The organism is Aromatoleum toluolicum (genome assembly GCF_012911005.2).
Taxonomy (GTDB): Bacteria; Pseudomonadota; Gammaproteobacteria; order Burkholderiales; family Rhodocyclaceae; genus Aromatoleum; species Aromatoleum toluolicum.
Genome location: NZ_WTVS01000037.1, coordinates 1 through 12,820, shown reverse-complemented (window position 1 = coordinate 12,820; position 12,820 = coordinate 1). Strand labels below are relative to the sequence as shown.

Sequence of the window (12,820 nt, the reverse complement as noted above, 5' to 3'; positions counted from 1 at the left end):
GGTGAGTGCGCATGGATGCCTTCTACCTGCAATGGATCGGCTGCGCGTTTGGGGTGCTGGGGGCCTTGCTGCTGGCCCTCAACAACCGTTTGTCGGGCTGGGGGTTCGTGTCTTTCCTAGCCTCGAATGTCTGCTGGATCGGCTTCGGCGTCATGACCGACGCGCCGGGCCTTATCTTCATGCAGGTGGCTTTCACTGCCACAAGCCTGCTGGGCATTTATCGCTGGATGCTGGCCAAGCCCGGCTTTCGCGCGCGAAAGCAGGAGGGGTGATGAGGCGGGCGAAAAAGTACCACACCATCACCGACATCGTAGGCACGGTTTACTGCGAGCAAAAGGTGGTTTTCGACCGTGAGCGCGGGGATGCCCGGCCGCTGGAGGTTCGGGCGAAGGCCGCTGCCGGCACCTTCGAGCACCTACGGTTTCAGGTCGAAGGGCAGACGCGCGCGGCGATTGACCGGCGCTGTTTCATTGCCACCGCGATCTACGGGCCTGACGCCGCCGAGACAAATTTCCTCCGCGCTTGGCGTGACCGGGTGCTGATGCCGGCAATGGTAGGGCGCTTGTTCGTCCGAGCCTACTACGTCGTCTCACCTGGCTTGGTGCCTCTGCTGTGCAGGAGCCGGTGCGCGGCCACGGCTGTGCGCGCTGGGCTGAACGCCCTGCTTCGCTTGCTGGGGATGCCGCGATGAGCAACTTGGCCAGCTACATCCTATTCGCCCTGGCCCTGGTGCTGGCCGGCTGGACATTCATGGTCTGGCGAGGGTTCACTCAGAACTGGCTCCCTCCCGAGCTTGCGGCCGGCAAGGTGGCTCAAGTGGAGCGCAACCTGTTCATCAATGCACCGTTCCCCGTCGTGGGCCGGCCCGATCAGGTGTATCGGCTTCCTGATGGGCTGCATGTTCCCCTCGAAAACAAGAACCGCGATGCCCACCGCGTCTATGAGACGGACATTGCACAGCTCTCTTTGCAAGCGTGGCTGCTTCGCCTGAACGGACTCGAAACAGCGCCCTTTGGCTTCGTGGCCATCAACAACCGAAAAACCCGTGAGCGCCGAGCCATGCGCGTGGAGCTGCGCGACGACGCCTATTGCGAGCAGTTGGTGGCCCGGTACATCGACCTCACCGAGCGCAGGGCCAAGGCGCGCAAAAGCCGGGGCCGCAAATGCGACACATGCGGCCATCGTTCCGAATGCTTTTCTCTCAACCCTTAACCAACAACATGGAGATTCCACCAATGACTACCCCTGACCGCGAACTGCGCCTGATGGAAACCTTTGTCGGCCTTCTCAGCGACCATCAAAAGGACTTCGAGGGCTTCGTGCGCGACGTGGAGAACGTCCGCTACTGCCATACCCCCATCGACGGCCAGCAAATCAATCGTTGCGAGTATGCGCTGCGCAACATGGAGATTCGCCTGCTGACCATCCACAACTGCATCCAGGCGGGGCGGTTCGACGCTGAAACGCTCGATGCGTTGGTTCAGACCAAACATACCTGGGCCAGCATGAAGAACCGGGTGGATAGCTACCTGGGCGAAATCCACCAGATCATCAGCCAGACATCCGCCGCGCTGCGGCCGGTGCGCGAGAGCTTGGTGGCGTGATCGCCCTCCCCTTCCTATTGACGTTATCGCGCTAAACGCCTAGTGCCAGTAGGATTTTTTTGATAAACTTGCTTTCACCGTGAAAGCAAACAAACGGCATCTGAATACTGGCACTGGACACCCGCATGGACAACTTACCGATGGATGCGCTGCTGACGCAGATATGGCAAATGGTTTCTCCCTACGTGGGCGGGGCCTGGGCCGCACTGCAACGCATCTTCGCTGAAACCCCTACCCCGCTGTTAATCGGCATTGTCGTTGGCTTGTTGCTCGCGCGCGTGCTGCGCGGCGTGCTGATCGTGGCGGGGCTGGCGGCAGTGGTGTTTGTTGCCGTGCGGGTGTTTGGCATTGCTGTGCCCGGCTTGGGCTGACTGGAGGCGAACATGGAAGACAAGAACCCTTATGAACTCGATACCGGCCCCGTGGCTGCGCCCCATCCGGCCGACGTGCGCCGTGCGCAGTTTGTTCAAGCCAATGCTTCCCTGTCCCTGGAGGGGATGCCGGTGGACGCCGCCGACCTCGCCATTCAGGAGGCCGTCATCGCCGGCACCCTGACCCCTGACGAGGCGGTAGCCAAGTACCTGGAGCGCGCACGCGGGGCCAGCCAATGAGCGAGCAAGAGGACTACACCTACCCCGGCACGCACGTTCTCAAGAACAAGGCCGACATCCGCGACCTCGCGGCGCTTCAACGCTTCGAGCGCGGCGCAACGGCCGTTCGCATCCAGGAGCTGCGCGAAAACCCGGTACGGGGCGAATACGACTTGGCCCACCTTCAGGCGATCCACAAGCAGGTTTTTCGGGATGTCTACGAGTGGGCCGGCGAAGTGCGCAAGGTGGATATTGCAAAGGGGCCTGCGGGCGACCGAACCCTGTTCACCTTCAAGGAAGACATCCCGCAGAAGGCGCAGGAAATCCAATCCGCGATCAAGGAAGCCAACTATCTGCGCGGGATGGACAAGGAGCAGTTCAGCGGGAAGATGGCCGAGGTCTATGCCGGCGTGAACGAAATGCACCCCTTCCGCGAAGGGAACGGCCGCACGACGCGCGAATTCATCGGGCAACTCGCCAAGGATGCGGGCTACCAGCTCGATTACTCCAAGGTCGATAAGCAGACGTGGAACGAGGCCGCCAAGGAATCCGCGCGCGGCAACTTGGAGCCGGCGCGCGAGGTTTTCTACGAAATCACGACCGTGGAGCGGGCGGTGGCCTTCGACAAGCTGGCCACGCGCGAAGCTCTGGCCAAGCATCCCGAGCTGGATGGTGCCTACAAGATGCTGCACGACGCCCACCGGGCCGGGCAGGACGCCGCTTACCTGCGGGCAGAAATTTCCAAAGAGCTGCACAGCGGCCGGCTGGTGGGCGATGGCGTGACGCTGGACGAGTCCAAGCGAGTCATCGACCACGCCGCAGCCTATCGCGGCCTGATGGTGCGGGATGCCGAACGGCTTGGCGGGCAATTCAAGGGCGAAGTGGTGGCGGTTTCGTCGCACCACGCGATGCTCCAAGTGGGCGACATGATCGCCGTGCGCTACGAACGCGCCAATCTGGATCGTGACCTTGCCGTGGGCGACCGCGTGACGATCCAGTACGACAAGGCGCGCAGCCAAGTCTATGAGCAGGGCAAGGAGCCGGCGCGGGATCGTGGCGGCAAGGACATGCAGATGGAGCGCGAGCGCGTGCCGACGCCGCGCTGACTTTCGCGCGCGAAAGACCAAAGGAGAAGAACATGAATCGAGAAACGCTTGAGCTGCTGGTTTTTGTGGGGATGTGCTTTGCCGCGTCCTACCTGTTGATGCGCGAGTTTCGTGCCTACCTGGATGCCGTCTTCAGCCGTTCCCCCGGAGAGCTGTGGGCCGATGTCTGGAAGCGCGCTCATGCCGAGCACGACCTGAACCGTAAGGCCCAGCTCGAAATGTTCGGCTCCAAGTGGGCGACCGTAGGGGGCCGCTTGCTTGTGGTGGGGCTTGTCATAGCTGGGGTGTGGTTTCTGGCTTTTGTCCCGGCTGCTGCCGTGCTGCTGGCCGTCTATCTGGCTTGGGGGTTGTACGCCACCCGCAGCCTTGGGCTGACGGCCAACGACGTGTATGCGCGCCTGCTGAAGCGCGACCGCATCACCTACCGCCTGCTGCACGCGGCCCTGTGGCCGCTCCATGCAAACCAAGCCAAGAACCAATCCGGTAATCAGTGAGGAATCCAGACCATGACCAATCAACTTTTCAGCCGTGCCGGCGTCCGCTACGAGGTGGCGCTGGATGTCCTGGGGGCCATCATCGCCCACCACTCCGAAGCCATTGCCGCCGAGCGCGAAAAAGCTACCCCTGACGAGGCCGTGATTGCGGCCGCTCAGAAAGCGAAGGACGAGCTGCGCACGATCCGCGAAGACCTCGATCCGAATGCTGACGAGGCCATCGAGCGCGTCATCACTCAGTACGGCCAGCAGGCCCGCGACCTTTACCAATAAGGCAGGAGGGCAGACAAATGGCTGGGGAGGTTTCCAAGTACGCAATGGAGAGCGCCTACAAAGACGTAGAGCGCGATGCACTGGCAAGAACGACGGCGCAGGAGAATCCGAAGGCGATCCTGTTGGGTGGCCAACCGGGATCGGGTAAATCGGCGCTGGCGGCCGAGGCGATCCGCGAGCTGCGCGCCAACGGTGGCGCTGTGGTGATCGACGCCGACCGGATGCGCGAGGAAAACCCGCGCTACAAGCAGCTTTCGCGCGAAGACCCCCAGCACGCCGCCGACCGAACGCAGAAAGAGGCCGGCGAATGGGCTACCCGCCTCACGCTGGCCGCCGTGGAGAACCGCCGCAATCTGGTGGTGGACGGCACGATGCGCAGCCCGGAGAACATCCGGGACTTGACCACTCGCCTGAAGGAACAGGGTTACGAGGTGGAGGCCAGAGTGTTGGCCGTCAACCCGGAAACCTCAGTGACCCGCGCACGGCTGCGCTTCGAGGAACAGGTGGCCGAGCGCGGCACCGGGCGGTTCGTCAACAAGGAACAGCACGACAACGCCTACAACGGCATGGTGGAGTCCGTGCGCGCCTTGGAGCGCGACAAGCTCACCGACTCGGTGCGCGTCTATGACGCCAACCAACGGCAAATCTACGAGAACAGCCAAGAGCGCGGAGAGTGGAAACGGCGAGCAGCAGCGGTTGATGTGTTGGAGCAGGAGCGCGGGCGCGCCTGGACGCACGCCGAGCGGCGCGATTACGTGTCCGCCCTGGACGACATCAATACGCTGGCCAAGCAGCGGGAAGGTGTGCGCGACAACGTGACCTACACCGTGGGCACCGTGGCCAAGAACGATGCGAAGGACTACAGCAACGTCAATGAAGCCGCCAGGGCCTTCCGGGATGCCAAGGCTGAAGACCAGCCCTATGTGATCCGCACCGAGCGCCTTCCCAATGGCCGGGAGTCGGCCTCGACGCCGGGGCAGACCACGTACACCGAGAAGGAGGGTGTGCGGGAGTATGGCAAGTACATCGGGGGCAACGACGAGGCCCTGAAGCGGGCCTACGCTGATGCCTTGCGGCCGGAACAGGAGCGCACCGCGCGGCCGGTGCTGGCCGACCGTGACGAGCTGGCGGCCAAGCTCGAAGCGGCTCGAAACGACTTGGCCCATTTCGAGCAGACCCCGGCCTATCAGCGCGCCCAGGCATTCGACCAGCTCACCAAGCGGGAGGCGCTGGAGCGCCACCCGGAGCTGGACGGGGCCTACAAGCAGCTTCACGACATCAAGCAGAGCTGGACACCTCAGACCAGTCAAGACCAGCGGGAAACCAGCTACTTCAATGCGCGTGCCGAGCTGTCCGAGCAGCTTCATCGGGGCCGCGTCCCGGAGGGAAGTGTCACCGTGGATGAATCGCGGCGCGTGATCGACATGGCCGCCAGTCATCGGGGCTTGGTGGTGCTGGATGCGCAAGAACTCAAGCAGGACGTGAAGGGCGAAGTGGTGGCCACCTCATCGCATCACGCCCTGGTGAAGATGTCCGACATGGTGGCTGTGCGCTACGAGAAGGAAGGGCTGGATCGGGATGTCCGGGTAGGCGAGAAAGTGACGATCCAGCACGGCAACGAAAAGAGTCAGGTGTACGAGCAGGGCAAAGAGCCTGCGCGGGAGAACGCGCGGGACGTGGGCCGGGACATGGGCCGGTAAGCAAGGGAGAAAAACATGGCGATCTACCAGATTGGCGGGCAATCCATTCATTCAGACGACCCAGCCTTGTCCGAGCTGCTGGCCAATATCTACAGCTCGCGGGAGCGGCCGCTGTGCCTGTGCCGTACCCCTGGCATTGAAATGTACGTGGCCAAGGTCGATGACAAGTACCTCATCAAACGGATGCCCAATTCTGGTAGCGGCCACGCCCCGGCCTGCGATTCCTACGAGCCGCCGCCCGAGCTGTCCGGGCTTGGCCAAGTCATTGGCTCCGCGATCCAGGAGAACCCCGACGAAGGCACCACGGCGCTGAAGTTCGACTTCGCGCTGTCCAAGGGGGCCAGCCGATCCGCGCCGGCACCGAGCGGAAAGGAGACGGATAGCGTCAAGACCGATGGCAACAAACTGACCCTGCGCGGCACCCTGCATTACCTGTGGGAAGAAGCGGGCTTCAACCGATGGGCACCGACGATGGCCGGCAAGCGCAGTTGGTACGTGATCCGCAAGTATCTGCTGCAAGCAGCCGAGGACAAGACTGCAAAAGGCGCGAGCTTGGCCGGAATGCTCTACATGCCCGAATCGTTCAACGCCGAGAAGAAGAACGAAATCACCCAGCGGCGACTCGCGCAGATGATGCGAATCGCCACGCCCGAGAAGGGCACCCGGCGCTTGATGCTGGTGGTGGGGGAGGTGAAGGAACTGGCTCAGTCGCGCTACGGGCACAAGATCGTCCTCAAGCACCTGCCCGATTGCCACTTCATGATGAACGACGACATCTACAAGAGGCTGCTCAAGAGATTCGAGGTGGAGCTGGGCCTGTGGGATGCCTTGGAGGGCACCCACCTGATGATGATCGGCACTTTCAGCATCGGCGCTACCGGCGTGGCCTCGCTGGAGGAAGTCGCGCTGATGTGCGTGACCGAGAACTGGATTCCGTTTGAAAGCACCTTCGAGAAGATGGCGCTCGATGCTCTGACGCAGCAGAACCGGCGCTTCATGAAAGGGATGCGGTACAACCTGCCTTCCACGCGGCCACTGGCCTGCGCGGTGGCTTCGGATACCGAGCCGGAGCCGACCGCCATGTACGTGGTTCCGCCTGGGGCCAGTGAAGACTATGCGGCCGCCGTCGATGAATTGATTGCGGAAAGCAAGCTCCCTTCATGGAAGTGGGTGGCTGGCGAGGCTCCTATGCCGGCGCTGCCGGCGCTGCCGGAGCACGGCCGATGATGAGCGCCCTACTCCGCTTCGTCGGCATTCGCCCGACCGTCGCCCCGACTTTCGCGCGCGAAAGTCTGCCGGCGACTCAACGCGCAACACGATGGGCGCTTCAGCGTGCTCCCCGTGGCCCCGTCCTGATGCTGGACATCGACGGGGTTCTACACCCTGGCCAGTCTGGCACGCTGATTTACCTGCCCCTGCTGGAAACATGGCTGCGAACGCATCCCGATGTTGATGTGGTGATTTCGTCCAACTGGCGCGAGACGCACACGCTGGATGAGCTGCGCAACTTCTTCTCCATCGAGCTGCGCGAGCGCGTTATCGGCTGCACGCCCGTTTTGCCTGATTGCACCAGGCTGGACGAGATCCTTTGCGTTGTCCGCGAGTACGGCGTCACCCAGTGGGCTGCCCTCGATGACCGCGTGCAGGAATTTCCAGATACACGCCGGCTGGTGGCCACCGAGTATCTGGACGGACTTACCGGGGAGTCGCTGCTTCAGCTCACCCGCGTGATGTGGGCCGCACCGTGAAGGTGTGGAACGCCCTGCTTTGCCTGTTTGGCATCCATTCGCCGCTGTCCACGCCCATCTATTCGAGCTGGGACGGAACCCAAGTACATGAACGGCGCTGCGCCCGTTGCGGCAAGGTGCTGGGTCATATTCTCAACTGACACACGGAGATTTCCATGAACCGACAAGACCTGATCGACGCCATTGCTGAAGACACCGAAGCATCCAAGGCGGCCACCACGCGCTTTCTCGATAGCCTCATCACCATCGTACAAAACGAGGTGGCCAAGGGCGGCGCGGTGAAGCTCACCGGCTTTGGCACTTTCGAGAAAGCAGCCGTCGCGGCGCGCACCGGGCGCAACCCGAAGACCGGCGCGCCGATCAAGATTCCCTCGACCCACAAGCCGAAGTTCACGCCTGGGGCCACGTTCAAGGACTTGGTGAAGGACTGAACCATGAGCAAACATCCCGACTTGAACGGAACCGCGCTTGCGCTGCTGCGTGCGCTCGACCGTGGCGAAGTGCGGGGCATTCGGGTGCTTTCGGAACGCGCGGCGGGCCGCCCATTGTGCGGTGCTGTCGATCTGGCCGTGATGCGCGAGTACCTGGGTGAAACCCGCCACCTTATCGACCGCGGCTATCTGTCGCGCAAGCCTGCCGGCACATCCATCCGACTGTCTCTGACGCGCAAGGGCCGGCGCGCACTCCATCCTGGCACGCCGTTCTGGCCAGCGCCTGTGACTTGGGCGCTAGGGGCGTCCATGCTTGCCGCTGGCGTAACCGGATGCGCGCCGATGCCTCCCGAGCAACCCCGTGTGCTCCTGATGGGCGCGCCCGTGCTCACCGGGCTGGCCCAAGTGCGCGATCCACAAACCGGCACCGACTACTTTGTGCCATGCAATCCGTGTGCGGCACCAACGCCCAAGACTCCGATGCTGGGCAGCACCGATGCTGCACCAGAGGCGACTGGCAAGGCGGCTGCACGGCCGCAGCCTTCGGTCTTGGCCAAGCTAGACGCCCATACTGTCGCCACACTCGCCATCCCGGCCGAAGCGGATGCCATCCCGGCCGGCTCCGCCCAGCTCACCGACGACGTGCGCCCCGTGACGGTAGTTGCAGTCGGCCCGGCCACGGCCGCGCCAGTCGCGGCTACTGCCTCCAGTTCGTTGCGCTCGCTCCCGTTTTCTAGCTCCGTGGCAAATCTGAACGATGAGGCCAAGCGTAGCTTGTCCGAGCTGCTGCCACTGGCCATGACGGCCGAGCGCGTCTTGATCCGTGGCCGCACTGATTCGACCGGCACCGTGGCCGGCAATCGCGCCTTGGCCATCGCAAGAGCTGCGACTGTGCGCGCCGCGTTTGCCCGTGGTGGCGTTGACCCCCGAAAGCTGAAAGTCTCCTACTGCGTGACCTGCTTTGTCGCCTCGAATGACACCGAGGCTGGGCGCAGCGCAAACCGGCGCGTAGAGGTTGAGCTGGTGATGCCAGTGCCGGCCGTGGTCTTCAGTAAGTGAAAGCTGGCCATGAGCGCAGATGACCGGGATTGGTATCGAGAGCGGGCCGCGAAAACCATGCAGGATCATTACTATGACCCGAAGGTGTTTCGCGGTTCGCGCGAGGTTCGCGCAGACCAACCCCGTATCACCTTTTTGCAGTTCGTCATCGCCAATGCGCTGCCCTACGCCTTTCTGATTGTCGCGGGCGCGATCTGGCAAATAGCGCATGGGGCGACTCCACACGACGCCCTCTTGATGACGACCCAATGGCTCAAAGGTTTCGTGTTGAGCCATCCGGTCTTGTGCCTCCTGATGGTGGCCGGTGCGGCCTTCTACATGGCAAGGCCGCGCCTCGCCGGCATCGCCTATGTCTGGATCGGGATCGGGTTCCTGTGCTTTGTTGCCTTCGATTACTTCGGCAAAAAGCCTGCCGCCACGGCCGCACAACGAGCGGGCGAGCCGCCGCGCGTGGCCACCATGAGCGTGCCAAAGAATCAGCGCGGGCACTATGAGACGCCGGGCAGCATCAACGGCCAGCCTGTCACCTTCATTGTGGATACCGGCGCGGGCGTGACATCCGTTCCTGGCTCGCTGGCCAAACCCTTGGGCATCACATCATGCGAACCTCGCCAGTTCAGCACGGCGGCCGGCGAGGTCTTCGGATGCGTCGCCACGGTAGCAGAAGTGGTTTTCGGTTCCTTCCGTGCCCATAACGTCCAGGTTGCCGTCATGCCCACCATGAACGGCCCTGCATTGCTGGGCATGAACATCCTGGGGATGGTGCAGATCGAGCAACGCGGATCGGCGCTGCTGTTCTCCACCACCCATTTCCGAGAAGACGATTGAACATCAAGAACAACAAGGAGGAAAACATGCGTCACCTTCCGCTTTACCTGCTTCTGACCGCTGCGGCCGGCTGCACCCTACCTGCGCTGGCCAGTTCTGAAGCGGTGCCCGACGATGCTCCGGCTGCTGTAGCGGCCGCCACGGCCGCCGAGGTCAAGGTGGCCATCACCGGGCGCATCGACCTGACTGCTGATCGAGGGCGCAAAGTCTTCATCGAATTCCTGGCCAGCCCAAAGCTGACGGCCGCCGCGCGGGCTTCGCTGGCCTCCAGCGGCTTCGAGCTGGTGGACACCCGCGAACAGGCTGACGTGGTGTACGAGCTGGATGGTGCCTTCCAGGCGCTGCGCCCCGCGACCCGGCGTACCGCCGAGGTTCGCGTGGGCGACTATGCCGAGAACCCCGCACCCTTGGCCACCAAAAGCGGCCGGGGCGGCTCCGTGATGCTGTCGCTGAACCCGCTGGCCATGCTGATCGGCACGATTGCATCCAATGTCGGGAATGCAACCGGCGCGCAGGACTCGGTGAACGCGGCCACGGCCGGCGACCCGGACGGCAAATGCCTGTCGCGCTGCGAGACGTGGCGCTACCGTCAGCGCAATGTCGTCAACCTGACGCGCAAGGAAGGCAGCACGGAACAGAAGTGCTCCGTGCTAGCCACGGCCGAGGATGCCGAGCTGGTGCCGGCGCGACTCATCCAGTCGTCCCTTGCGGGCTTGCAGGAGGCTGCCGGCTTGATTGTGGCCCTGGGCCTCTCCGCTGATCCTGCTTTGGCGAAATGAACGCGCCGGGCCTGTCACTGGCGGATCGCTTTTGGATCGCCCATCGCTGGGCCGCTTTTGCGCTGGGCACGGTGTTCCTTGGGGGCGTAATTGTCGCCAGCATCGCCGGGCGTATCCGGCCTCACTACGCTTGGGCCTATGCGCTCATGAGCAACTTGGCCTTTCTGGCCTACGGCCTCGACAAATCAGCGGCCGTCGCTGACCGTTGGCGCTGGTCTGAAAAGTCTTTGCACTGGATCGCGCTGCTATGCGGCTGGCCCGGTGCCTTGATTGGTCAACATGCCTTCCGCCACAAGTCGCGGAAGGCTTCCTTTCTGTTTTTCACCTGGCTGGCCAGTGCCGCGAACGCCGCTATTTTCGCGCACTTGACTGGCTTCTATCGCTGGAGTTGGCAATGAACGCTACTCGCGCCCTTGTGGCACTGATGGCCTGCCTTGCCATTGGAACATCGCACGCGCAGCAGCGCGAATACATCGTCTATGACGGCCAGAGCTACCCCGGCGACCAGCTAGACGTTGCGGCGGCCTCTCCCGTGATGGTCAAGCCGGCGCAGCGCCTGGGCAATGGGGACTACTCCATCCCGCGCGCTGCGGACGGCCACTACTACATCGCCGGGGCCGTCAACGGCTTTCCCGTGGTCTTCATGGTGGACACCGGAGCGCGCTTCACGACGCTGCCGGTCAAGCTCGCCCGCAATGCTGGCATCCGCGCTGGCCGCGCAACATCCTTTGACACGGCCGCAGGCCGTGAACGTGGTGGCATCACTGCGGCCAACACGGTGATCGTCGGCCCCTTCGCCGTTGAGGGTGCGGCTATCGCCGTCCTGGAGCGCCTTTCCGCTCCGCTGCTGGGGATGGACGTGCTCAACCGCTTCCAGATCGCCTATTCGGGCGGCTTCATGATCTTGCGAGGCGGCCGATGACGCAGGCAAAGGCGCGCGCGTGGGTTCGGCTTCCTTCTGGCCGTCGCCTCGACCTCATCAATCCCGATCCCGGCGCGTGGCTCGACAGTGACCTTGCCTTGCGTTTGGCGAGGACGTACCGCTGGGGTGGGGAATCATCATGGCCCCTGCCCCTCTCTGTGGCCCAGCATTCGCTCCTGGTGCTCGCTTTGCGCCGGCTGTGGAGCGACACCCCTTTGCCGGCCTCTGACGCGCTCCTGGAGCTTCTACACGACGCCGAGGAAGGTTTCCTTGGGTTCGATTGCATTTCTCCGTTGAAGGACGTGCTGGGCCTTTCCTTCCGTGCTGTTTCGTCTCGCCTGATGGCTGCGGTTTCGGAACGGTACGAGCTGCGCGCTTGGTCGCCGGCAGCGCACGCCGTCCACAAGCGGGCCGACTCGGTGGCGGCCGCTTCCGAGGCTGTGCATTGCATTGGCTGGGCAGCTCATGAAGTGCGTGATGTCCTGGGCATCGTGCATCCGGTGCTTGATGTCGATCCGCTGGCTGAAATCTACGGTTGTCGGCCGTGGGAGCCGTGGGCGGCTGACGTTGCGGCCGAGCGGTTCCTGGATGCGCTGGAGTCGTTGCGTGCTGCTGTGCATGGGCAGATCGAGGCGCAAGCGTGACCCCTGGGCGTCTCCCCTGCGGGGCCGGGCTTTCGTGCTGCGCATCGAGCCGCCTGCGGCGTCTCGCCCCTTCGGGCGTCAATCCCTGACGCCTCCGCGCCGTGCCGGCGCTGCGCGCTCCGCTTGCCCGGCCTGAAGGCCGCATCGAGGAACTTTCGCGCGCGAAAGTTCAGGCTGTGGATCTGATCCGTGGTGTGCCGGCGCTGGTGCGCTGAATCCGCTACGCGCGGGGCCGCACCCCACCACTACCTCGCGCCTTTATTCGTCGTCATGGTGCCCTCCGGCCGGGCTTCTCCGGTCAAGGGCCGGGCTGCGCCCTGAAATCCTCACCCGTTCGGTGCTCGCCCTTCGGGCTGCGCTCCGCGTGCGGCCTCCGGTTTCTCCCTTGACCGCGCCCGTCCTGCGTGCCCCTGGACGCCGAGGCGACGAGGTAGATGGTGGGATGCAAAAGCCGGCCCCGCGCTCCGCTGGCCATGTGGGTAATCGACGGGGAGCAGGGGAGCTTGTGCCCCTGCGGGGCAAGAGCAACTGCAACACCTTGGGGGCCTGTTCCGGCCCCCAAACCCCGCCCCGAGGCTCCAAGGTAGCTTGCCTGAACCCCGAAGAAACACAAGCCGGGAACCCGCGAAAAATCAGGCTTTT

Annotated in this window: 19 protein-coding genes; all 19 read left to right on the top strand. The window is 63.6% G+C overall.

Features of this window, described 5'->3' with window-relative positions; all coding sequences use genetic code 11:
- Nucleotides 1-11: 11 nt before the first annotated feature.
- Entirely contained in the window at nt 12-272 is a 261-nt protein-coding gene (locus GPA27_RS16900; protein WP_009242137.1) for a hypothetical protein, read from the top strand.
- Nucleotides 272-691: a CFI-box-CTERM domain-containing protein gene (locus GPA27_RS16895; protein WP_009242136.1), complete on the top strand. Its 420-nt coding sequence runs from the start codon at nt 272-274 to the stop codon at nt 689-691. The genes GPA27_RS16900 and GPA27_RS16895 overlap by 1 nt, the downstream gene beginning before the upstream one ends.
- A complete protein-coding gene (locus GPA27_RS16890) occupies nt 688-1,212 on the top strand; it encodes a PD-(D/E)XK nuclease family protein (protein WP_009242135.1) in 525 nt (174 codons plus the stop codon). Before GPA27_RS16895 ends, GPA27_RS16890 begins: the two co-directional genes overlap by 4 nt.
- 23 nt (nt 1,213-1,235) lie before the next feature.
- Nucleotides 1,236-1,604: a hypothetical protein gene (locus GPA27_RS16885; protein WP_009242134.1), complete on the top strand. Its 369-nt coding sequence runs from the start codon at nt 1,236-1,238 to the stop codon at nt 1,602-1,604.
- Between the two features lie 140 nt (nt 1,605-1,744).
- Nucleotides 1,745-1,975, top strand: a complete 231-nt coding sequence (locus GPA27_RS16880; protein WP_234710895.1) for a hypothetical protein — start codon at nt 1,745-1,747, stop codon at nt 1,973-1,975.
- 12 nt (nt 1,976-1,987) lie between these two features.
- Nucleotides 1,988-2,215 carry an antitoxin VbhA family protein gene (locus GPA27_RS16875; protein WP_009242132.1) on the top strand — a complete coding sequence of 76 codons (228 nt, stop codon included), beginning with the start codon at nt 1,988-1,990 and terminating at the stop codon, nt 2,213-2,215.
- Entirely contained in the window at nt 2,212-3,300 is a 1,089-nt protein-coding gene (locus GPA27_RS16870) for a Fic/DOC family protein (RefSeq protein ID WP_009242131.1), read from the top strand. The genes GPA27_RS16875 and GPA27_RS16870 overlap by 4 nt, the downstream gene beginning before the upstream one ends.
- Nucleotides 3,301-3,332: 32 nt before the next feature.
- Complete coding sequence (locus GPA27_RS16865) at nt 3,333-3,794, top strand: hypothetical protein (protein WP_009242130.1); 462 nt, start codon at nt 3,333-3,335, stop codon at nt 3,792-3,794.
- A gap of 12 nt (nt 3,795-3,806) precedes the next feature.
- Nucleotides 3,807-4,067 carry a hypothetical protein gene (locus tag GPA27_RS16860; protein WP_009242129.1) on the top strand — a complete coding sequence of 87 codons (261 nt, stop codon included), beginning with the start codon at nt 3,807-3,809 and terminating at the stop codon, nt 4,065-4,067.
- Between the two features lie 17 nt (nt 4,068-4,084).
- Nucleotides 4,085-5,767, top strand: a complete 1,683-nt coding sequence (locus GPA27_RS16855; protein ID WP_009242128.1) for a zeta toxin family protein — start codon at nt 4,085-4,087, stop codon at nt 5,765-5,767.
- A 15-nt stretch (nt 5,768-5,782) separates the two neighbouring features.
- Nucleotides 5,783-6,994 (top strand): DUF1173 domain-containing protein, encoded by a 1,212-nt coding sequence (locus GPA27_RS16850; protein WP_009242127.1) that lies wholly within the window; start codon nt 5,783-5,785, stop codon nt 6,992-6,994.
- Nucleotides 6,991-7,515 (top strand): HAD domain-containing protein, encoded by a 525-nt coding sequence (locus GPA27_RS16845; RefSeq protein ID WP_009242126.1) that lies wholly within the window; start codon nt 6,991-6,993, stop codon nt 7,513-7,515. Before GPA27_RS16850 ends, GPA27_RS16845 begins: the two co-directional genes overlap by 4 nt.
- A 155-nt stretch (nt 7,516-7,670) precedes the next feature.
- On the top strand, nt 7,671-7,946 hold the full coding sequence (locus tag GPA27_RS16840; protein ID WP_009242125.1) for an HU family DNA-binding protein: 276 nt from the start codon (nt 7,671-7,673) through the stop codon (nt 7,944-7,946).
- 3 nt (nt 7,947-7,949) lie between these two features.
- Nucleotides 7,950-9,005, top strand: a complete 1,056-nt coding sequence (locus GPA27_RS16835) for an OmpA family protein (RefSeq protein ID WP_009242124.1) — start codon at nt 7,950-7,952, stop codon at nt 9,003-9,005.
- A 9-nt stretch (nt 9,006-9,014) separates the two neighbouring features.
- Complete coding sequence (locus tag GPA27_RS16830; protein WP_232295879.1) at nt 9,015-9,833, top strand: retropepsin-like aspartic protease family protein; 819 nt, start codon at nt 9,015-9,017, stop codon at nt 9,831-9,833.
- On the top strand, nt 9,830-10,612 hold the full coding sequence (locus tag GPA27_RS16825) for a hypothetical protein (protein ID WP_009277738.1): 783 nt from the start codon (nt 9,830-9,832) through the stop codon (nt 10,610-10,612). Before GPA27_RS16830 ends, GPA27_RS16825 begins: the two co-directional genes overlap by 4 nt.
- Complete coding sequence (locus GPA27_RS16820) at nt 10,609-11,010, top strand: DUF1294 domain-containing protein (protein ID WP_009242121.1); 402 nt, start codon at nt 10,609-10,611, stop codon at nt 11,008-11,010. Before GPA27_RS16825 ends, GPA27_RS16820 begins: the two co-directional genes overlap by 4 nt.
- A complete protein-coding gene (locus tag GPA27_RS16815) occupies nt 11,007-11,534 on the top strand; it encodes a retropepsin-like aspartic protease family protein (RefSeq protein WP_009242120.1) in 528 nt (175 codons plus the stop codon). The genes GPA27_RS16820 and GPA27_RS16815 overlap by 4 nt, the downstream gene beginning before the upstream one ends.
- Nucleotides 11,531-12,178 (top strand): phosphohydrolase, encoded by a 648-nt coding sequence (locus GPA27_RS16810; protein ID WP_009242119.1) that lies wholly within the window; start codon nt 11,531-11,533, stop codon nt 12,176-12,178. The genes GPA27_RS16815 and GPA27_RS16810 overlap by 4 nt, the downstream gene beginning before the upstream one ends.
- Nucleotides 12,179-12,820: the final 642 nt, after the last annotated feature.

What these genes read in the sequence shown, in the direction of transcription:
- GPA27_RS16900 (WP_009242137.1), top strand. Translation starts at nt 12, where the DNA reads ATGGATGCCTTCTACCTGCAATGGATCGGCTGCGCGTTTGGGGTGCTG.
- GPA27_RS16895 (WP_009242136.1), top strand. Translation starts at nt 272, where the DNA reads ATGAGGCGGGCGAAAAAGTACCACACCATCACCGACATCGTAGGCACG.
- GPA27_RS16890 (WP_009242135.1), top strand. Translation starts at nt 688, where the DNA reads ATGAGCAACTTGGCCAGCTACATCCTATTCGCCCTGGCCCTGGTGCTG.
- GPA27_RS16885 (WP_009242134.1), top strand. Translation starts at nt 1,236, where the DNA reads ATGACTACCCCTGACCGCGAACTGCGCCTGATGGAAACCTTTGTCGGC.
- GPA27_RS16880 (WP_234710895.1), top strand. Translation starts at nt 1,745, where the DNA reads ATGGATGCGCTGCTGACGCAGATATGGCAAATGGTTTCTCCCTACGTG.
- GPA27_RS16875 (WP_009242132.1), top strand. Translation starts at nt 1,988, where the DNA reads ATGGAAGACAAGAACCCTTATGAACTCGATACCGGCCCCGTGGCTGCG.
- GPA27_RS16870 (WP_009242131.1), top strand. Translation starts at nt 2,212, where the DNA reads ATGAGCGAGCAAGAGGACTACACCTACCCCGGCACGCACGTTCTCAAG.
- GPA27_RS16865 (WP_009242130.1), top strand. Translation starts at nt 3,333, where the DNA reads ATGAATCGAGAAACGCTTGAGCTGCTGGTTTTTGTGGGGATGTGCTTT.
- GPA27_RS16860 (WP_009242129.1), top strand. Translation starts at nt 3,807, where the DNA reads ATGACCAATCAACTTTTCAGCCGTGCCGGCGTCCGCTACGAGGTGGCG.
- GPA27_RS16855 (WP_009242128.1), top strand. Translation starts at nt 4,085, where the DNA reads ATGGCTGGGGAGGTTTCCAAGTACGCAATGGAGAGCGCCTACAAAGAC.
- GPA27_RS16850 (WP_009242127.1), top strand. Translation starts at nt 5,783, where the DNA reads ATGGCGATCTACCAGATTGGCGGGCAATCCATTCATTCAGACGACCCA.
- GPA27_RS16845 (WP_009242126.1), top strand. Translation starts at nt 6,991, where the DNA reads ATGATGAGCGCCCTACTCCGCTTCGTCGGCATTCGCCCGACCGTCGCC.
- GPA27_RS16840 (WP_009242125.1), top strand. Translation starts at nt 7,671, where the DNA reads ATGAACCGACAAGACCTGATCGACGCCATTGCTGAAGACACCGAAGCA.
- GPA27_RS16835 (WP_009242124.1), top strand. Translation starts at nt 7,950, where the DNA reads ATGAGCAAACATCCCGACTTGAACGGAACCGCGCTTGCGCTGCTGCGT.
- GPA27_RS16830 (WP_232295879.1), top strand. Translation starts at nt 9,015, where the DNA reads ATGAGCGCAGATGACCGGGATTGGTATCGAGAGCGGGCCGCGAAAACC.
- GPA27_RS16820 (WP_009242121.1), top strand. Translation starts at nt 10,609, where the DNA reads ATGAACGCGCCGGGCCTGTCACTGGCGGATCGCTTTTGGATCGCCCAT.
- GPA27_RS16815 (WP_009242120.1), top strand. Translation starts at nt 11,007, where the DNA reads ATGAACGCTACTCGCGCCCTTGTGGCACTGATGGCCTGCCTTGCCATT.
- GPA27_RS16810 (WP_009242119.1), top strand. Translation starts at nt 11,531, where the DNA reads ATGACGCAGGCAAAGGCGCGCGCGTGGGTTCGGCTTCCTTCTGGCCGT.